18 protein-coding genes and 1 tRNA gene are annotated in these 18,936 nt (G+C 65.1%); 11 read left to right on the top strand and 8 right to left on the bottom strand.

Annotated features, from left to right (window positions below; translation table 11 throughout):
- Positions 1 to 199 precede the first annotated feature (199 nt).
- From AC2IR1_RS15025 to AC2IR1_RS15040, 4 genes are all read right to left on the bottom strand, one after another.
- Positions 200 to 811 carry a LysE family translocator gene (locus AC2IR1_RS15025; protein WP_486472782.1) on the bottom strand — a complete coding sequence of 204 codons (612 nt, stop codon included), beginning with the start codon at positions 809 to 811 and terminating at the stop codon, positions 200 to 202.
- Positions 812 to 814: 3 nt separating this feature from the next.
- Positions 815 to 1,474, bottom strand: coding sequence for a B3/B4 domain-containing protein (locus AC2IR1_RS15030; RefSeq protein ID WP_486472783.1), 660 nt, complete (start codon positions 1,472 to 1,474; stop codon positions 815 to 817).
- A 126-nt stretch (positions 1,475 to 1,600) separates the two neighbouring features.
- The gene (locus tag AC2IR1_RS15035; protein WP_486472784.1) at positions 1,601 to 2,425 is read right to left on the bottom strand and encodes an AraC family transcriptional regulator; all 825 of its coding nucleotides are present in this window, start codon (positions 2,423 to 2,425) and stop codon (positions 1,601 to 1,603) included.
- Positions 2,426 to 2,689: 264 nt separating this feature from the next.
- A complete protein-coding gene (locus AC2IR1_RS15040; protein ID WP_486472785.1) occupies positions 2,690 to 3,484 on the bottom strand; it encodes a formylglycine-generating enzyme family protein in 795 nt (264 codons plus the stop codon).
- A 216-nt stretch (positions 3,485 to 3,700) separates the two neighbouring features.
- Here AC2IR1_RS15040 and AC2IR1_RS15045 point away from each other — a divergent pair, with 216 nt between their 5' ends.
- From AC2IR1_RS15045 to AC2IR1_RS15065, 5 genes are read left to right on the top strand one after another with little or no spacing between them, the layout of a single operon-like run.
- On the top strand, positions 3,701 to 4,423 hold the full coding sequence (locus AC2IR1_RS15045) for a GntR family transcriptional regulator (protein ID WP_486472786.1): 723 nt from the start codon (positions 3,701 to 3,703) through the stop codon (positions 4,421 to 4,423).
- A 35-nt stretch (positions 4,424 to 4,458) separates the two neighbouring features.
- Positions 4,459 to 5,430: an ABC transporter substrate-binding protein gene (locus tag AC2IR1_RS15050; RefSeq protein WP_486472787.1), complete on the top strand. Its 972-nt coding sequence runs from the start codon at positions 4,459 to 4,461 to the stop codon at positions 5,428 to 5,430.
- Between the two features lie 2 nt (positions 5,431 to 5,432).
- Positions 5,433 to 6,260: an ABC transporter ATP-binding protein gene (locus AC2IR1_RS15055; RefSeq protein WP_486472788.1), complete on the top strand. Its 828-nt coding sequence runs from the start codon at positions 5,433 to 5,435 to the stop codon at positions 6,258 to 6,260.
- Positions 6,257 to 7,018: an ABC transporter permease gene (locus tag AC2IR1_RS15060; RefSeq protein ID WP_486472789.1), complete on the top strand. Its 762-nt coding sequence runs from the start codon at positions 6,257 to 6,259 to the stop codon at positions 7,016 to 7,018. The genes AC2IR1_RS15055 and AC2IR1_RS15060 overlap by 4 nt, the downstream gene beginning before the upstream one ends.
- 16 nt (positions 7,019 to 7,034) lie before the next feature.
- Positions 7,035 to 9,263 carry an arylsulfatase gene (locus AC2IR1_RS15065; RefSeq protein ID WP_486472790.1) on the top strand — a complete coding sequence of 743 codons (2,229 nt, stop codon included), beginning with the start codon at positions 7,035 to 7,037 and terminating at the stop codon, positions 9,261 to 9,263.
- Positions 9,264 to 9,548: 285 nt separating this feature from the next.
- On the opposite strand, the gene AC2IR1_RS15070 is transcribed toward AC2IR1_RS15065, so the two are convergent.
- The 3 genes from AC2IR1_RS15070 to lon all read right to left on the bottom strand — a co-directional run bounded on the left by AC2IR1_RS15070 (position 9,549) and on the right by lon (position 12,692).
- Positions 9,549 to 9,623: transfer RNA gene (locus tag AC2IR1_RS15070), tRNA-Val, on the bottom strand.
- A gap of 21 nt (positions 9,624 to 9,644) precedes the next feature.
- Entirely contained in the window at positions 9,645 to 10,076 is a 432-nt protein-coding gene (locus AC2IR1_RS15075) for an HU family DNA-binding protein (protein ID WP_486472791.1), read from the bottom strand.
- Positions 10,077 to 10,280: 204 nt separating this feature from the next.
- Positions 10,281 to 12,692 (bottom strand): endopeptidase La, encoded by a 2,412-nt coding sequence (gene lon, locus AC2IR1_RS15080; protein WP_486472792.1) that lies wholly within the window; start codon positions 12,690 to 12,692, stop codon positions 10,281 to 10,283.
- Between the two features lie 451 nt (positions 12,693 to 13,143).
- Here lon and tgt point away from each other — a divergent pair, with 451 nt between their 5' ends.
- The 3 genes from tgt (at position 13,144) to AC2IR1_RS15095 (ending at position 15,758) form a co-directional block, all read left to right on the top strand.
- Positions 13,144 to 14,274, top strand: coding sequence for a tRNA guanosine(34) transglycosylase Tgt (tgt, locus tag AC2IR1_RS15085; protein ID WP_486472793.1), 1,131 nt, complete (start codon positions 13,144 to 13,146; stop codon positions 14,272 to 14,274).
- A 97-nt stretch (positions 14,275 to 14,371) separates the two neighbouring features.
- On the top strand, positions 14,372 to 14,734 hold the full coding sequence (locus tag AC2IR1_RS15090) for an SUF system Fe-S cluster assembly protein (protein WP_486472794.1): 363 nt from the start codon (positions 14,372 to 14,374) through the stop codon (positions 14,732 to 14,734).
- 385 nt (positions 14,735 to 15,119) lie between these two features.
- Complete coding sequence (locus tag AC2IR1_RS15095; RefSeq protein WP_486472795.1) at positions 15,120 to 15,758, top strand: hypothetical protein; 639 nt, start codon at positions 15,120 to 15,122, stop codon at positions 15,756 to 15,758.
- Positions 15,759 to 15,869: 111 nt separating this feature from the next.
- Here AC2IR1_RS15095 and AC2IR1_RS15100 read toward each other — a convergent pair whose 3' ends face one another.
- A complete protein-coding gene (locus AC2IR1_RS15100; protein ID WP_486472796.1) occupies positions 15,870 to 16,721 on the bottom strand; it encodes a bestrophin family protein in 852 nt (283 codons plus the stop codon).
- A 290-nt stretch (positions 16,722 to 17,011) separates the two neighbouring features.
- On the opposite strand from AC2IR1_RS15100, the gene AC2IR1_RS15105 reads away from it, so the two are divergent.
- From AC2IR1_RS15105 to tpiA, 3 genes are all read left to right on the top strand, one after another.
- Positions 17,012 to 17,362, top strand: a complete 351-nt coding sequence (locus AC2IR1_RS15105) for a HesB/IscA family protein (RefSeq protein WP_486472797.1) — start codon at positions 17,012 to 17,014, stop codon at positions 17,360 to 17,362.
- A 50-nt stretch (positions 17,363 to 17,412) separates the two neighbouring features.
- Entirely contained in the window at positions 17,413 to 17,805 is a 393-nt protein-coding gene (locus AC2IR1_RS15110) for a TfoX/Sxy family protein (protein ID WP_486472798.1), read from the top strand.
- Positions 17,806 to 17,979: 174 nt separating this feature from the next.
- On the top strand, positions 17,980 to 18,729 hold the full coding sequence (gene tpiA, locus AC2IR1_RS15115; protein ID WP_486472799.1) for a triose-phosphate isomerase: 750 nt from the start codon (positions 17,980 to 17,982) through the stop codon (positions 18,727 to 18,729).
- The last annotated feature ends 207 nt before the right edge of the window (positions 18,730 to 18,936 follow it).

Consider the following 18,936-nt stretch of genomic DNA (forward strand, 5'->3'; position numbering starts at 1 on the left):
ATCCACAATTTCGGTGGATGAATCCCGGGAAAGACGCGGCTCGGGCCTTGCTGTACAGGCGGAAGTACCCCTGAGCCAATTTTAGGCAGCAGCCTGTCGCGAAGAGCCGCGAAGCTCGCACAGCGCGTGTTGGTCCGAAAGCTGCCCGCGGTATCGAGGGGCCTTGCCCGCCCCCTCCCCACCTGACTTCGGTCGGTGATCACACCCGCGCGAAGGCCAGGCGCGCGGCGAGAAGGACGAAAGCCCCGGCAAAGCCGCGTCGCAGCCAGACCATCACGGCGGGGCGCCTCACGACCAGGCGGCGGACCTGTGCCGCCAGAACGCCATAGCCCACGAAAATCACGAAAGTCATGGCCATGAAGACCCCGCAAAGCTCCAGCATCCGGGCCAGCGGCGCGTCCTCACCGGCGGGCAGGAATTGCGGCAGGAAGGCCAGGAAGAAGATCGCCAGCTTGGGGTTGAGGATATTGAGCGCAAACCCCGCCAGCGCCACGCGCGGCAGGGAAACCGCCCCCCGGTCCCGCGCGATTTCGAGCGCGCCTTTCTCTCTCAGCACGGCCCAGGCCATCCACAGAAGGTACAGGGCACCGAGGATCTTGAAGAGATCGAAAGCCGTCGCACTGGCCTGCAACAGCGCCGCAAGGCCAAGGAGCGCGGCAAGCATCGCGGGCAGGATCCCCAGGGTGCAGCCCGCGGCGGCAACAACGCTGGCCCGCGTGCCCTGCGAAAGCCCGGTGGCCAGCGTGTAAAGAACGCCCGTGCCCGGTGCCAGCACCACGATCAGCGAGGTCAGAAGGAAGGCGGCGCTCATGGCTCAGGCATCCCCTTCCGGCAGCAGGTCAAAGCTCGCTTCGGGCTGGTCGAGCACAACGCTCTGCCTCACCGTCGCAACCTGCGGCAGCGCCACCGTCAACGCGCCCAGAAGGCGCCGCAGGTCGTCTGCCGCCCCATCGTGCAGCGCCTCCGCCACGATCAGCGAACGGCGCGTTGCAGGGCTGACAGCGGACTGCCGGCTCTGCCGGTGCGCCCAGCGTCGGGCATGGGCCTCGCCCGCGTCGTCCGCAAAGATCACCTCGCCCGCCTCGGGGTGTTCCGTTTCGCCGGAGAAGGCCAGGTATCTCTCCTGCCCGCGCGCGGCCCCCACGGTCAGATCGCCGGTGACCTGGTCAAGGTCGAAGACCGCCACCGGCGTCGCAAAGGCCAGCGAGGCAGCGTTGCACAGGTCGATCAGCGGATGAATTGCGGGAAGGTCGCCCTCCTTGCGGAACCGCCGCAGGAGCGCCTCGGCCGCGCAGCGATATTTCGTGGGCTTCAGCCCCATCTGCGCATATGCGGCGCGCCATGCCCTGATCTCGGGGAAGTCGGCCTCGGTCGCGCCGGTCAATCTTGCCGCCGCGTCACGCCGGAACCCCGCAAGCACCGCCGGGGCATCGGCGTCGGGGCTGACCGCGCGCAACGCAATCACTGCCGTCACGCGTCCGGGGAAGGTCTTTTGCATGTGAGGGGAATAGGAAAAGCGCATTGCATCCTCGCCGTGGGTTCCGGGATGCTTGTGCAATAGCCGGTCCTGGCGGGCGCCGGCTTGAAGGATATTGCCCTTTCAGGCCTCTATCGCGGCGCGAAAGCGACCGGGCGTCAGGCCGAATTGGCGCGTGAAGGCGCGGGTCAGGTGGCTCTGGTCGGCGAAGCCCGCAGCCAGCGCTGCCTCGGCGATCGGAAGCCCCGCAGCGATCCCCTCGCGCGCACGCTTCACCCGGTGCTGGGTCAGATAGGCATGCGGCGTGATGCCGACCTCGCGGGCAAAGCGGCGCAGGAAGGCATAACGGCTCATCCCCGCCTCGGCGGCGAAAGCCCCCAGCGACAGGGGCGCCGCCCAGTCCTGCCCGATCAGGTCCAGCACCCGTGCAACCGGTCCGCAGGACGCCCCTTTGCGCACCCCGCCCCCGATCTTGCTTTCAACGGAGCCCCCAACCTCGAATGCCTCACCCAGCAGGGCGCGAATTGCGAACAGCAGCGCCTCTTCAATCTCGGCCGGATCCGCCCTCTCCTCCACCACCGCCGCAAAGGCACGCGCCACGGCGCCCAGGGTCGCGGGGTGCGAAAGAACCGGGTCCTGCCATTCCACGCCCGCGACAGTCAGGTCCCCGGCGCGGGCAAGGGCGGCAGGCGTCAGGAACAGCATCCGCCAGTGGCGCGGCGCGCCGGGGTGGCCGCGCCCGTCATGGATCTCGGCCGGATTGACAGTGATGACATCGCCGCGCGCAGCCTCGACCAGCCCGCGCCCGCTCCAGCTTTCCTGCCCACCCGCAACGAGGTAGCCGAAGCCGAACTCGTCATGGCTGTGGCGCGGAAAACTTCGATCCGAGCAGAGCGCCAGAGCTTCGATGCCGTCAGGGAAGATTTGATGGAAGAGCGCGCGGTGCATTTCTCAAACCTGCTGTTCTGAAGCGGCCGAAGGGGCGAAGGACCGCCAGCAAGAGATCCATGGATCGTCAGGCATCACGGGGTCCTCCGCCATGTTGCGCCATTCCGCGGTTCAGACAAGGCGTGAATAGCCCCCTGTATCGTGGACGGCTTCGGGCCGGAGACCCGCCACTCCCTGCCAAATGCCAAAGGGATCGCTCTCCATGTGGCAGACCCCTTGCCGCGATGCCCATGGCTCACACCCATGCACCAGGATCACGGCCGCCTAAGCCGCGAGCCGGAATCCCAGGTGGCTGGAGGTCGCTGTCACGTGGTTCGATGTTCGTGCAGAGACCCTGTAGCGGTTGCAATAACTCGCGTGGCACAAGTAGGAGCCACCGCGCATGGCCCGGATTGTGGGGTCGGCAAGCCAGTGCGATGATGTCCATTCCCAGACGTTTCCGAGCATGTTGAACAAGCCATAGCCATTGGCGGGAAAGCTTTCGGCGGGGGCCGTCGCAAGCCAACCGTCCTCGCCCGTGTTGCTGTCGGGGAACCGGCCTTGCCAGATATTGCACATGTGTCTGCCATTGGGATGCAGCGCGTTGCCCCAGGCATAAATCGCCTGATCCAACCCGCCCCGCGCGGCCACTTCCCACTCGGCTTCGGTCGGGAGCCGTTTGCCATGGAAGGCGGCGAAGGCTTCGGCGTCACGATGCGACACATGGACGACCGGATGATCGGCACGCAAAAGCAGGGTGCTGCCCGGCCCGTCAGGTCGCTGCCAGGAGGCGCCCGCCACGGGCATCCACCATTCCGGCGCAACCGTGTCCGCATCTTCGAACACCATGGCCTGTGGATGCATCTGTGGCGCAAAGACGAAAGACCATCCAAGCGTCTCGGCGTCGGTGACATAGCCGGTTTCAGCGATGAATCGCGCGAAGTCTGCATTGGTAACGGTCGTTTTGGACATCCGGAAATCGGGCAATGAGATTTCTCGGACGGGCCCTTCGCGGTCACCGACATTCGCCTCGGGGCCGTCGTAGCCGATCGAATAGTCTCCCCCCGGGATCATCACCATACCATCGAAACCGCTTGCGACCGTCGCACCCGCGGCAGAGGGCCGTGCCAGTATCGAGGGGGCCTGCGAACGCGAAGATTTTGGACTGCAACAGGACATTTGCTCGGTTCCTCGCTCGCTGACTGGCAATTTTATCTTGCCAGAGCCTTTTTCCCCAAACAAGGTGGTAGGACGTCCTACCTCTTTAGGTGAGGCAAAAGAAATTGGAGTCAGAACGTGGCGAGCACGGTTGCAGAACACATCATTTCCTACATTTCCGAGCAGGGGCTGGCCCCGGGCGACAAGTTGCCTGCGGAGATGGAGATGAGCCGCATCCTGGGCTTCAGCCGCAATTCGATGCGCGAAGCCTATTCGGACCTGATCGCCAAGTCGGTGATCAACCGCAAGCACGGCGTCGGCACCTTTGTCGCGGAACCGCCGATCTACAACTCGCCTGGCGTGACCTTCGGCTTCTGGCGGATGATCGAAGCAGCCGGCCTGACCCCCGGCCTGATCGAGCTGGACCGTGGCACCGTGACGCCGGACCACGCGCTCATCAAACGCTTTGAATGGGACGCGCCCAGGCCGCTTGGCTATCTGCGCTGGCTCTTTCTGGCCAACGGCGAACCTTGCGTGCTGATTGATCACTACATCCTGCCCGGCGTCCCGCTGGACGCCTTCAAGACGGACAAGATCCGCAACGTGCTGCCGCCGCTTCAGGATCACATCCAGGCCGAGGGTGCCACCCTTGAAACCCTGAACTCGGCCGAATTGGCCCCCCCCGAAATCGCGAAGATTCTCCAGGTCGACAGTGGCACCGCCATTCTCAAGAACCTCGCCACGATCCGTTCGGGCGATGGCTCGGTGGCGCTGTGTTCAACGGGCTGGATGTCACCCGCAATGGTCGTGGCGCGCAGCGTCACTCCGCTCTCACCTCTCGATTTTGCCAAGGCGCCGTAGAGCGTCAAACCCTCCAACAGGAATAGGAAAACCAAATGAGATTCGAACGTCTCTCGGGCATGGCGGCCACCGCCATGCTACTGGCCTCGCTTGGCCAATCGGCACTGGCCGATGACATGACCACCGTGCGCTTCGGGGTCGACCCCTACACCACCGGCTCGCAGATCTGGGTCGCCCAGGACATGGGCTATTTCGAAGACCAGGGCATCGACGCCGACATCACCACCTTTGCAACGGGGGTCGAAGCGATCGACTCGATGATCGTCGGGCGTGCCGATCTTGCCGTGGGCCTCGACTTCCCAACGGTGACCCGCGCCACCAATGGCCGGCTGACGGTTCTGGCGGGCATCTTCCGCGCCAATCCCGGCTGGCACAAGCTGGTGGTCGCCAACGAGATCGAAACCGCCGCAGACCTTGCGGGCAAGAAGATCGGGATAGCCACCGGCACACTCGAACACCTCGTGACCGTCAAGTACCTCGAAGCCAACGGCCTGAGCCAGGACGATGTCAAACTCGTCGGGTTCACGAGCCTCGTGGAACTGGTCGCCTCGCTGAAATCGGGCCGCATCGACGCCTCCTTCGTCTGGGCGGACGGGACAGACAAGTCCATCGAGGATGGCAAGCACTACGTTCTGGTCGATGACAGCGCCGCGGGCCTCAGCTCCAGCGCCTACATCACCGGCACCACGACGTTTGTCGAAGAAAACCCCGACGCGATCGTTGCAGTGCTCAAGGCGATGGACGCCGCCAGCGCCTATATCACCGACAACCCGGAAGAAGCCGCAGCCATCATCGCGTCGCACACCCGCGCGCCGGAAGATGCCGTGCTGAAGCTCCTGGGGTACAACACCTTCAAGCTCGCCCTGACCGGTTATGAACGCACGGGCTTCGAAGCAATCGCGGCCTTTGCCGCCGACAACATGAACGCGGATATCTCCTTCGATACCGTCGTCGTGCCCGACTACCTCATGCAGGTGTCGCCCGACGCCGTCCAACTCGGGGAATGAGCGTGACGGACACCAAAGATACGGGCGGCCTCTCGGCCGCCCCGACCTCTCCCGCGGTCAGCTTCGACCGGGTCGGCATGGCCTATCCCGGTCAGTCCGCCGGTAGCGATCTGATCCTTGCGGACCTGTCGCTCGACATTTCAGATGGCGAGTTCTTCGTCCTTGTCGGTCCCAGCGGTTCGGGCAAATCCACCCTGCTCAAGATCGTCGCGGGAACCGAGACCCAGACCGAAGGTCGGGTGACGGCCCATGGCGAGGCGATCTCGGGTCCGAACCGGCGGCGCGGGATGGTGTTTCAATCCATCGACGACCCGCTGTTCGAATGGCTGACGGTCGAACAGAACGTGGGTTTCGGGCCTTCCGTGGCCAGGAAATCCAAATCCGAATGCGCCCGGATCGCCGCCGAATACATCGCTCTTGTCGGCCTGAAGGGGCACGAACACAAATTCCCTCACGAATTGTCCGGCGGCATGAAGCAGCGGGTGCAGATCGCACGTACGCTCGCCGCCGAGCCCGATCTTGTCCTGTTTGACGAACCTTTCGCCGCGCTCGACGCGCTGACCCGGCGGGTTCTGCAAAAAGAGCTGATCTCGATCTGGCAAAAGACCGGCCGCACCATGGTCTATGTCACCCATGACATCCGCGAGGCGGTGATCCTGGGCCAACGGGTCGCCGTGATGAGCCGTGGCCCCCGCGCCAACATCACCCGCAGCTACGACATCGACCTGCCCTATCCCCGCGATGATCTGGACATGCGTTTTGCAGATGCCGTGCGGGCGATCGAAGCGGACATCGAGCGGGAATCCTCTACCCAATGGGACGAACTATGAAATCCGATTTCCTCCTGTCGGCGCTCAGCGTCTGCATCGTCCTGATCCTGTGGCAGATCACCTCGATGTGGTTCATCGACGACACCTTCCTGCCCTCGCCCTTAGCGACCCTCGCCGCCACCTGGGAGCTCTTGCTGAACGGCACCCTCATTTCCTCGATCCTGATTTCGATGATGCGCATCCTCGGCGGCTGGATCCTGGGCAGCGCGGTGGCCGTTCCCGTCGGGCTTCTGGTGGGCTCGTCGCGGGCGACCCGCGCCATGGTGGACCCGTTCATCCACTTCTTCCGCTTCGTGCCGGCGATTGCCCTCGTCACCCTGTTCATCGTCTGGTTCGGCGTCGGCGAAATGTCGAAGATCCTGCTCATCGCCTATGCCACCGGGTTCATCGTCACGGTGAACACGGCAAGCGGCGTGGCCTCGATCTCGACCGACAAGATCAATGCAGCCAAATGCCTCGGCGCCTCGTCGACACAGGTGTTCTGGCGCTGCGTGATCCCGGCCTCACTGCCGTCGATCTATGTGGGCATGCGCCTGGCGCTTGCCTCGTCCTTCCTGGTGATCGTGGCGGCCGAAATGCTCGCCGCTGACAGCGGGCTTGGCTACATCATCTGGACCTCGCGCCTCTATTTCCAGGTCGACTGGATGTTCTCCGCCATTGTCGTTCTGGGCCTTCTGGGCTTCGCCACCGACAGGGCCTGGCGGCTGCTCGGGCGCACGCTTCTCAAACGTTACCTGCGGTCCATCACCGCCTATTGATCCAAAGACCATACCCATGACCAATTCCCCCCACCTCGGCCTGACGCATCACGAGTCCGAGCGTACCTACGCCGGGTTTCCGACCGCCGCGCCAGGCACCCCCAACGTGATCTACGTGGTGCTCGACGACGTCGGCTATTCCGATCTTGGATGCTTCGGCTCCGGAATCGACACCCCGAATTTCGACAGCCTCGCCAATGACGGGCTCCGATTCTCGAACTTCCATACGACGACGCTGTGCTCTCCGACACGCGCCTGCCTCCTGACCGGGCGCAATCACCATTCCGTCGGAATGCGCTACCTCGCCAATACCGACATGGGCTGGCCCTCCGGACGTGGGGCGATAGACCACCGGGCGGGCACCCTGGCCGAGATGCTGCAATCGGACGGCTACGCCACTTTCGCGGTCGGCAAATGGCACCTTGCCCCCACCGAGCGCGCCAATGCCGCCGGCCCCTTCGACCAATGGCCTCTGGGGCGCGGGTTCGACCGCTTCTATGGCTTCATGAACGGCTCGACCGACCAGTATTACCCCGAACTTTTCGAGGACAATCACCGCGTCGATCCCCCCGCGCCCCCCGAGGACGGCTATCACCTGTCGGATGATCTGGCCGACAAGGCCGTGCGCATGTTGTCGGATCAGGTCTCGATCTGGCCGGACAAACCTTTCTTCCTCTACCTGTGCTACGGCGCGGGACACTTCCCGCATCAGGCCCCGCAGGAATGGCTGGACAAGTACCGGGGCCGGTTCTCGGACGGCTGGGACGAAGAACGCATCAAGCGGCTCGCCCGGCAAAAGGCCATGGGGCTGGTCCCGGAAAACGCCGACCTGCCGCCCTCGAACCCCGGGGTCGAGGCCTGGGACAGCCTGACCCCCGAACAAAGAACGGTGGCCGAACGCCTGCAGGAAGCCTATGCCGCGCTCCTCGATCACGCCGATCACAGCTTTGGCCGCGTGCTCGATTTTCTCGACCGGACCGGGCAGCGCGACAACACGATCATTGTCCTGATCTCCGACAACGGGGCCTCGGTGGATTGTGACCCGCCGGGGACCACCAACGTGATCCGCTGGTTCAACCAGATCCCCGAAACCTACGAGGACGGGACCCGCGACATCGACCTGATCGGTGGACCGCGCAGCGCCTCCAACTATCCCTGGGGCTGGGCACAGGCCTCGAACACGCCTCTCAAGCTGTTCAAATCCTTCACCCATGGCGGCGGTGTCCGGGACCCGATGATCGTCAGCTGGCCCAGGGGCATCGCCGATGCGGGCGGGATGCGCCACCAGTTCACCCATGTGACCGACATCACCCCCACGATCCTCGAACTCTGCGGCGTCGATGCGCCCGACATCATCAAGGGCGTGGCCCAGATGCCGATCCACGGCAAAAGCTTTGCCTATGCGTTCGACGCCCCGGACGCACCGACCCAAAAGGAAACCCAGTATTTCGAGATGTACGGTCACCGCTCGGTCTGGCACCGGGGCTGGAAGGCCGTGACGAAGCACAAGACCGGCGATGACTTCACTTCGGAGGCCTGGGAACTCTATCACCTGGATGAGGATTTCTCCGAGCTGAACGACCTTGCCGGATCCCAGCCCGAGAAACTTGCCGAGATGAAGCAACGCTGGTGGGCCGAGGCCGGTCGCTACGGTGTTCTGCCGCTCGACGACAGTGACGCCCTCTTCGCGCCGCCGCCGCGCCCCGGCGCGCCCCGGTGGCGCGACAGCTCGACCTACTACCCGCCGATCGCCACCATTCCGGCAGAGACCGCCCCCGTCGTGGCCGATGCTTCGCACCGCATCGACATTGATCTGGAGCGGCCCCTGGGCACGGAAGACGGCACGCTGCTGGCCTTTGGCAATTACGGCGGCGGCTACATGCTGGAAATCACGGGCAACCGGCTGGTCTACATCTACAATTATGCGGGGCTGGAGGTCACGCGCCTGACCTCCACCATCGCGGTGCCGCCCGGACGCAGTCAGCTAAGCATGGTCTTTACCCGGACGGGGTCTCGCCAAGGCGAGGCCGAGGTGTTCATCGGCGGGCAACCCGCAGGCCGCGCCACAGTTCCGCACACCCTCCTGCGCCCGTCGCTGACAGGGCTCACGCTCGGCAAGGACAACCTGCCACCGGTCGATCCGGACCGCGAGGTACAGCGCAACTTCACCGGCCTCCTGCACCGGGTCGACTTTCACGTCGACCGCAATGCGGAAGCGTTGCCCGATACGCTGGACGTCGACTGAAACGCCGCACGTGCTGTGTCGCCAGCCTGATGCGACCTCACACTGCCTCGCGCGCGGCTTTCGCACAGCCCCCACCTCGGAGAAGGTCAGTCAGGTCTTGGGCCACTCAAACACGACCGCGACCTTCTCCACCTAGGGCCACTACCTGCCCAAGCATTTGCAGGATGCTGTCGATGTGCCGGGTCTCATGTGCGTCCGGAGCCAACCCCCGGGTTCACTGAACTCGGTCGGTCCTCGCAAAAGCAAAAAGCCTCGGTCGGAACCGAGGCTTTTCAGCGAGTTAGATGGTGGGTGATAAGGGATTTGAACCCCTGACATCTTCGATGTGAACGAAGCGCTCTACCACTGAGCTAATCACCCGCCGTGGCGCGTTCTCTACCGTCACTCTTCATCCTCTGCAAGGCCCTCTTTCGCAGAAATTTCATTCTCTGCGGCCGAAGCACCCTCCAGCTCTTCCAGGGCTTGCCCGCTCTGGCGGATCCGGGTGGTCATGACCTTGCCGTTGGGCAGGTCCTTGATCTTGGTGATCTTCAGTTTTCCAAGGGGTTGCAGGTTGATTTCCCGCCCCTCGCCCAGGGCCTCGCCAAGAACGGTCAGCATCGCCTCGATGGCGGGCTTGGCATCCTTCTTCTTGATGCCCGAACGCTCGACAACACGGTCGATCAGCTCCTTCTTCTTCAATTCCGCAGGGACATCTGCGGCAGGCATATCTTCGGCGGGCGCCTCGACCGGCGCCGTTGCAACCTTGGCCGCCTTGGCGCTGGCTGCCGCGGCCCGGGCTGCGGCGGAGGTCGTGGTGGTCTTCGTGGCCATGGTGGGTTCCCTCACTGCTTGGCTACTCCTGACCCGACCCTATCAGCCATGCGGCCGCCCTTCACGGGCAGGTGGACGTTTTTCGCCTCGAAGGGGCGAATTAACGGCGACGCGCGCATAAGAAAGGCCGCGCCCCCGGGGGGGCGCGGCCCTGTTCTACCATGGCGCGAAACCGGTCACCCGGCCCCGCCCGGTTCGGCGCGATCAGTGTGCGGTGGCCTGACGCGCGGCTTCCTCGGCGGCCTTGGCGCGGGCAGCGGCGGCCGCTTCTTCCGCCTCCTCGTCCCACTCGATCGCCTCGGGCTGCCGCACCAGCGCCTGCTCCAGCACCTCCCGGACGTGGGTCACGGGGATGATCTTCAGCCCCTGCTTCACGTTGTCCGGGATATCGGCCAGGTCCTTCTCGTTCTCCTCGGGGATGAAGACGGTCTTGATGCCACCGCGCAGCGCGGCCAGAAGCTTTTCCTTCAGGCCCCCGATGGGCATCGCATTGCCGCGCAGGGATACTTCGCCGGTCATGGCGATATCCTTGCGGACGGGGATCTGCGTCAGCACCGACACGATGGAAGTCACCATCGCCAGACCGGCCGAGGGCCCGTCCTTCGGCGTGGCACCATCGGGCACGTGGACGTGGATGTCCCAGTGGTCGAAGCGCGGCGGCTTGATGCCGATCTCCGGCGCGATGGAACGGACGTAGGACGATGCGGCGTCGATCGACTCCTTCATCACGTCGCCCAGCTTGCCGGTGGTCTTCATCCGGCCCTTGCCCGGCAGGCGCAGTGCCTCGATCGACAGCAGGTCACCGCCCACGCTGGTCCAGGCCAGCCCGGTCACGACGCCCACCTGATCTTCCTTCTCGGCCAGGCCGTAGCGGAATTTCTTCACGCCCAGGAAGTCGTCCAGGTTGTCCTCGGTCACCACGACCTTGTCGGTCTCGCCCTTGACGATCATCGTCACGGCCTTCCGCGCCAGCTTGGCGATCTCGCGCTTCAGGTTCCGCACGCCCGCTTCGCGGGTGTAACGCTGGATCATCTCGGTCAGGGCACCATCGGTCACCTCGAACTCCCCGGCCTTCAGGCCGTGGTTCTTGACCTCCTGGTCCACCAGGTGCTGCCGCGCGATCTCGCGCTTTTCGTCTTCGGTGTAGCCGGCCAGGCTGATGATCTCCATCCGGTCCAGAAGCGGCCCCGGCATGTTGTAGCTGTTGGCCGTGGTCAGGAACATGACGTTCGACAGGTCGTATTCCACTTCAAGATAGTGGTCCACGAAGGTGCCGTTCTGTTCCGGATCCAGCACTTCCAGCATGGCCGAGGCCGGGTCGCCACGGAAGTCCTGGCCCATCTTGTCGATCTCGTCGAGCAGGATGAGCGGGTTCGTGGTCTTGGCCTTCTTCAGCGCCTGGATGATCTTGCCGGGCATGGAGCCGATGTAGGTCCGGCGGTGACCGCGGATCTCGCTCTCGTCACGCACGCCACCCAGCGAGATGCGGATGAACTCGCGCCCCGTGGCCTTGGCGACGGACTTGCCCAGGGAGGTCTTGCCGACGCCCGGCGGGCCGACGAGGCACAGGATCGGCCCCTTCAGCTTCTTCGAACGCTGCTGCACCGCCAGGTATTCGACGATCCGTTCCTTGACCTTCTCCAGGCCGTAATGGTCCTTGTCCAGCACGCCTTGCGCGCCGACCAGATCCTTCTTCACGCGCGACCGCACGCCCCACGGGATCGACAGCATCCAGTCGAGGTAGTTGCGCACGACGGTGGCCTCGGCCGACATCGGCGACATCGACTTCAGCTTCTTGATCTCGGCCTCGGCCTTTTCCTTGGCTTCCTTCGAAAGCTTGGTCGCGGCGATCCGCTGCTCCAGCTCGGCGATTTCGCCTTCGCCGTCCTCGCCGTCGCCCAGCTCCTTCTGAATGGCCTTCATCTGCTCATTCAGGTAGTATTCGCGCTGCGTGCGCTCCATCTGGGACTTGACGCGGGTCTTGATCTTCTTCTCGACCTGCAGCACGGACATCTCGCCCTGCATCAGGCCGTAGACCTTCTCCAGACGATCCGAGACGCTCAGCGTTTCCAGAAGCTCCTGCTTCTGGTCGACGTCGATGCCGAGGTGACCTGCCACCAGGTCCGCCAGCCGCGAGGGCTCGTCGCTCTCGGCCACGGCCGACAGGGCCTCCTCGGGAATGTTCTTCTTCACCTTGGCATAACGCTCGAACTCCTGCGCGACGGAGCGCAGCAGGGCCTCGATGGTTTCCTCGTCGCCAAGCGTCTCTTCAAGCAGCTCGGCACGGGCCTCGAAATACTCGTCGTTCTCGAGGTACTCGGCGATACGCACGCGGGTGGTGCCCTCGACCAGCACCTTCACGGTGCCGTCGGGCAGCTTCAGCAGTTGCAGGACATTGGCCAGGACGCCGGTGCTGTAGATGCTGTCGGCGGAGGGCTCGTCCTCGGCAGGGTCCTTCTGGCTCGCCAGCAGGATCTGCTTGTTCTCCGTCATCACCTCTTCCAGCGCGCGCACCGATTTCTCGCGGCCAACGAAGAGTGGCACGATCATATGGGGGAAGACTGCGATATCGCGCAGCGGCAGCACGGCGTAGGAGGGGTTGAGAGGCTCTTGCATGCTCTTTCCTTGATCTTGGGCAGACGGCACCGGTCCCGCTCGGCGGCAACCATTGGCCATCTCCGGTTTACAGTCTGTTAATCTGGGCAGGCTCGGCCCGGACTTCAACCGCGTTCCCGCCATCCTGCCCGCAGCGGCAGGTGGCAGCAAGCTCGATATAAGGAGGTTTCGGCGAAAAACGAGGGCGACGGGACTTGTCCACAGCTTTCATACCCGCCGGTACCGCCGCAGGGGGCTCCGCCCCCGTCTTCGCAGGGCGAAGACTCCCCCGGAGTATTTTCGGCCATCGAATGGGGCGAAGGGCCTCCCTGCTCCCATTCGACGGCCCCAAATACTCATGTCGGCCCCCGGGCCACGGGCAGCACCGCGGGGACGGCGCCCATACGGCCCAGAGGGAAGACCATCCGGAACATCTGGTCAAAGCCCGCGCCGCGCGCTATTGCGCGCCATCATGACCCAGCGTTTCTCCTTTTCCCTCAAGGCCACCGATGGCCGCGCCCGCACCGGCGTGATCTCCACCCCGCGTGGCGAGATCCGCACCCCCGCCTTCATGCCCGTGGGCACTGCCGCGACGGTGAAGGCGATGATGCCCGAAAGCGTGGCCGCCACCGGCGCCGACATCCTGCTGGGCAACACCTATCACCTGATGCTGCGCCCCACGGCCGAACGCATCGCGCGCCTCGGCGGGCTGCACAAGTTCATGAACTGGGAAAAGCCGATCCTGACCGACAGCGGCGGCTTTCAGGTCATGTCGCTCTCGGACCTGCGCAAGCTGACCGAGGAAGGCGTGACCTTCCGCTCCCACGTCGACGGCTCAAAGCACAGCCTCACCCCGGAACGCTCGATGGAAATCCAGAAGCTGCTGGGCTCCGACATCGTCATGTGCTTCGACGAATGCCCCGCCCTGCCCGCCGATTTCGACCGCATCGCCCAGTCGATGCGCCTGTCGATGAGATGGGCACAGCGGTCCCGCGACGCCTTCGGCGACAGGCCCGGCCACGCGCTCTTCGGCATCCAGCAGGGCGGCGACGTGGAAGAGCTGCGCGGGGAAAGCGCCGAGGCCCTGAAGGCGATCGAATTCGACGGCTACGCGATCGGCGGTCTGGCCGTGGGCGAAGGCCAGGAAATCATGTTCCAGGTCCTCGACTACGCCCCCGGGATGCTGCCGGTGGACAAGCCGCGCTACCTGATGGGCGTGGGCAAGCCCGACGACATCGTGGGCGCGGTGAAACGCGGCGTCGACATGATGGACTGCGTCCTGCCTTCCCGCTCGGGCCGCACCGGCCAGGCCTGGACGCGCCGTGGCGTGGTCAACATCAAGAACGCCCGCCACGCCGACGACCCGCGCCCGCTGGACGAACACTGCACCTGCCCCGCCTGCCGCAGCTACTCGCGCGCCTACCTCCACCATGTCTATCGCTCGAACGAGATGATCTCGGGCATGCTCTTGACCTGGCACAACCTGCACTACTTCCAGGAGCTGATGCAGGGCATGCGCGATGCCATCGCCGAAGGCCGCTTCGACGCCTGGGAGGCAGAGTTCCACGCCACCCGTGCCCTGGGCGATATCGAACCAATCTGACCCCGCCGGGCGCCGCCGGCAGGCCAACTGCCCTCCCCCTCTGGACCCCGGCGCCGCGACTTCTTATATTTTCTGTCAGGAAAAGGACGGAGACACCATGACCGAGCAATCCGAGCCGCTCGAAGGCGCCCCGCTGATCGCGCCCTCCACGACGGACCACCCGCTGTACGACAAGGTGACCGAGGCCTGCCGCACGGTCTACGACCCCGAGATCCCGGTGAACATCTACGACCTCGGCTTGATCTACACGATCGACATTTCCGAGGAAAACGACGTGAAGGTCATCATGACCCTCACCGCGCCGGGCTGCCCCGTCGCCGGCGACATGCCTGGCTGGGTCGTCGATGCCGTGGAACCCCTGGACGGGGTGAAGACCGTCGATGTGCAGCTCACCTGGGAACCCCAGTGGGGCATGGACATGATGAGCGACGAAGCCCGCCTGGAACTGGGTTTCATGTAACAAGACCGGGCGTCATTTAAGCGGTCGCCCTGCAGGATCGCGCAAGGCGCCCCGCCCGGGGGCGCCCTCCTGCGCGGGCAGGCCCCAACCGGCGCCGCCCATCCGGGCAAGGCGACCCGGCCCCCAACCATCCCCAGTCCGCCAGCCAGACCCTGCCGCGAAGCCCTACCCCCGGCCCTGCCAGTCAGGCCCGGCTCCCCGGTCCGGCCCAGCTTCGTTCCTCTTATCTTTCCGATACTTGCATCCCCTGCCCTGCGCTCCCGCATGGGTGGCAATTCCGCATGCAGGAAGCATTCAGGCTTCCCAGAATTGCCGAAACGGGTTAACCTTGCCGACAATAACAAACAGGCAAAAACCCAACCAAAAAACATAAAGGCAGAGCAGAATGTCACAGAAAATCACGGTGCTGTCCGGCGAGATCCTCGCCGGGCCGAAGATGACCGAGTCCGATCTGGCCGAATGCTACGAGGGGCTCGGCCAGGCCGCCCGCATGATCCGCAGCTGGCAGGATGCGCCGGTCTGCTTCACCCGGATCGGCCTGACCGGCTGGCAGATCGTGCTGAGCCCGGCGCGTTCCGCCCTGCGCGAAGCGCTGGCGATGCGCGCCGGGATCCGCTCCAGGGGGCGTCAGTTCGATACTGCCATCGCCATGGTCACCGGCCCCGGCACCGTGCCCGCCTCGCGCGACCTGACCCGCGCCGAAGGCCTGGCCTTCCTGACCTCGCTCGGCATCCTCGACAGCCTCAAGGGCGCCCGCTTCGGCCATGGTGACGGCTCCGAGCTGGCCGCCGTCGCCCGCCTGGTCGATCACGTCTCCGCCCGCTGGACCGCCGCACAGGCCAAGGCCGTGCTGCCGATGTTCGCCCCCGATGCGCCGACCCACTCCACCGTGGCCGACAGCCTCGGCATCACCCGCCAGGCCGTGCGCCAGGCGCTGATGGGCGCAGGCTACCCCGCCCTGTCGGAAGCCCTGGCAGAGGTCGAAGGCGCCCCCGCGATCCAGCCGATGCGCGCTTTTGCCTGATCCGGGTGCATAATGCGGGTGCCCGATCCGGCAAATCCCGTCACACCCAATGAAAAAGGCAGGCCCCCGGGCCTGCCTTTCGCGTTTCGGCACCTATGGGGCCCCGTTGCCTCAGCTCAGGATGAAGTTCACCGGCCGCGCCGGCTCCGGCAGGTCCGTTTCCCCCAGGCCGCGGCGCAGCGCGATCTCGATCGTCGTGGCATAGGCCGTCAGGGGCAGCGCGTTCAGCTGATCCGAAAACGGCTCCTCCAACTCCTCCGCCAGCGCATCGAGGCCGAAGAACGTATAGGCCACCAGCCCCGACACCAGCGGCGCCGCCCAGCCCAGCGTATCGGCAAAGCCGAAGGGCAGGATGGTGCAATAGATATAGGCCGTGCGATGCAGCAGCAGCGTGTAGGCAAAGGGCACCGGCGTATTGGCCAGCCGCTCGCAGCCCAGCAGGGCCGAGGACATCCGCGTCAGGCTCTCGCGCAGCACCAGCGCCTCCGACAGGGTCAGCCGGCCGTCCCGTTCCAGCACCGCGATCACCTGCTCCGCCTCGGCCAGCGCTGCATCCGCGCTCTCTGCCTCGGGGCGTCCGCGCAGCTGGCCTGCCGCACGGCGCGCGTAAGCCACCAGCGCCATCAGCAGCCGGCGCCGCTCTGCCGTGCCCTCGATCGCAACCGACTGGCGCAGCACGTCGCGTGCCGTCTGGATCATCAGCCCCCAGAACCGGCGCGCCTCCCACCAGCGGTCGTAGCAGGCGCCGTTCCGGAAGCTCAGGAAGATCGACAGCGCGATCCCGATCAGCGCAAAGGGCCCCGGATCCAGCGTCAGGTGGAACCAGCTCAGGTACTTGTGCGCATAGACCACCGCACAGGAGATCGCGAGGATCGCCACCACCTGCGGCCAGATCCGCTGCACCACGGATCCCTTGAGAACGAAGAAGAGCGCCAGCATGCTGGGCCGTTTGCGGACAATCACGGAAAAACCCTTTTGAACAAGGCACCTGTCCGGCGCCGATACGGGGGAAGAGGAAGGCGGGCTGACGGGGCCGCGCCGGTCGCCCGGCCGCCTGCCCCTGCGTCACCGCTAGCCCCATCCCCCGCCCCCTGCAAGCGCACCCCGCCGCGTGCGAACGGACAAAGTGTCTCACGCCCAGGCCTGCGGCGCCCACATGGCGGCCCTGCACCGCTGCACGGGGCTGCCGCCTCCGCTGGATCTTGGAATCTGCGGCCCAAAGGCCTATTTTCACCCCAAAGGAGTTCACGCCCATGTTCAGCATTCCCGGCAAACAGGCGGTCACCATGACCCCGCGCGCCTCGGCTCAGATCGTCAAGCTGATGCAGAAGGACGGCCACCAGGGCCTGCGCATCGGCGTCAAGAAGGGCGGCTGCGCGGGCATGGAATACACCATGGACTACGTCCAGTCCGTCGATCCGATGGATGAGGTCGTCGAACAGGACGGCGCCCGGGTGATGATCGCCCCCATGGCCCAGATGTTCCTCTTCGGAACGGAAATCGACTACGAAACCTCGCTGCTCGAGTCGGGGTTCAAGTTCAACAATCCCAATGTGACCGAAGCCTGCGGTTGCGGCGAATCGATCAAGTTCGAAGGCATGTAAGCGCCGCCCGGCGGTTGCCCCGCCCGGCGGAAGCCCCCAAAGGACCCGCCATGGCCGTCGATCCCGACTTTGTCGAACACGTCCTTGATCTCTTCTCCGGCCTGGGCCCGCTGCGCACGGGCCGGATGTTTTCCGGCGCGGCGATCTATGCCGAAGAAGACGCGATGTTCGCCATGATCTCCGCCTCCGGCACCGTCTACATGAAATCGGACGACACGACCGAAGGCGCCTTCCGCGACGCCGGGTCCGAACCCTTCTGGTACACGCGCGCCACCGGCACCCGCCAGGTGACCTCGCTGATGTCCCTGCCCGAAAGCGCCCTGGACGACCCCGAAGAGGCGCTCCACTGGGCGCGGCTCTCGCTGGATCCCGCCCGCGCCGCGGCCGCGAAGAAGCGGCAGCAGAAGGCGCGGAAATCGGCCCGAAAGACACCCGCCTCCTGATCCGTGGCCGGATCCGCCCCCCCGGTTTTCCCTTCCGTGCTGGCCAGATCCCATGTGGGCGCTATCATTCCCTTGACCTTGAACCGTCAAAGGGAAGAATGACCTCGAAGCCTGCGGAACCCTCCGTTCCGCCCCGCATAACTCCCGGGACCGCTTCGGAAAAAGGGAAGCACGATGCGCAGAAAACTTGCCGCCGGCAATTGGAAGATGAACGGCCTCCGGGCCTCCCTGAAAGAGCTGGAAAAGCTCAAGCAGGAAAATCCCGATCCCGGGTGCGATATCCTGATCTGCCCCCCGGCCACCCTGCTGGCGCCTGCCGTCGACATGTGCTGGTCCACCCCGATCTTCATCGGCGGCCAGACCTGCCACCACAAGCTGGCCGGCCCCCACACCGGCGACATCTCCGCCGAGATGCTGAAGGACGTCGGCGCCACCGCCGTGATCCTGGGCCACTCCGAACGCCGCGCCGACCACCGCGAAAGCTCCGAAGAGGTGCGCCTCCTGGCCCAGGCCGCGCAGGAGGTCGGGCTGACCACGATCATCTGCGTCGGTGAAAGCCAGTTCCAGCGCGAGGCGACGAACACGCTCGACATCATCGGCGGCCAACTGTCGCTGTCGATCCCCGACAGTTCGAACGGCGAAAACCTCGTGGTGGCCTATGAACCCGTCTGGGCCATCGGCACCGGCCAGGTCCCCACAGCCGACCAGATCGGCGAAGTGCACGACTTCATGCGCGACCGCCTGGAAAACCGCTTCGGCACCGGCGTGGGCCGCTCCGTCCGGCTGCTCTACGGCGGTTCGGTGAAAGCCTCGAACGCGCAGGAGATCTTCTCGATCTCCAACGTCGACGGCGCCCTGGTGGGCGGGGCCTCCCTGAAGGCCGCGGATTTCGCCCCGATCATTTCGGCCCTGGAAGAGGCCTGATCGCAGGCACCTGAAGGCAGAAAGGGGGGCCCTGCCCCCCGCCACCGCCCCGACGTCACCCCCAACACATTTCCGTCCCGGAAACAGCAGGACGCGCGCGCCCCTGGGTGCCGCGTCCTTCCCCTATTCGATGGCTGAAAATACTCCCGCCGGAGGCATCGGCCGCAGGCCGATCCCCCCGCGCACCTCACTTGTCACGCAAAGAAC

The organism is Pseudooceanicola sp. NS-SX8 (assembly GCF_057380755.1).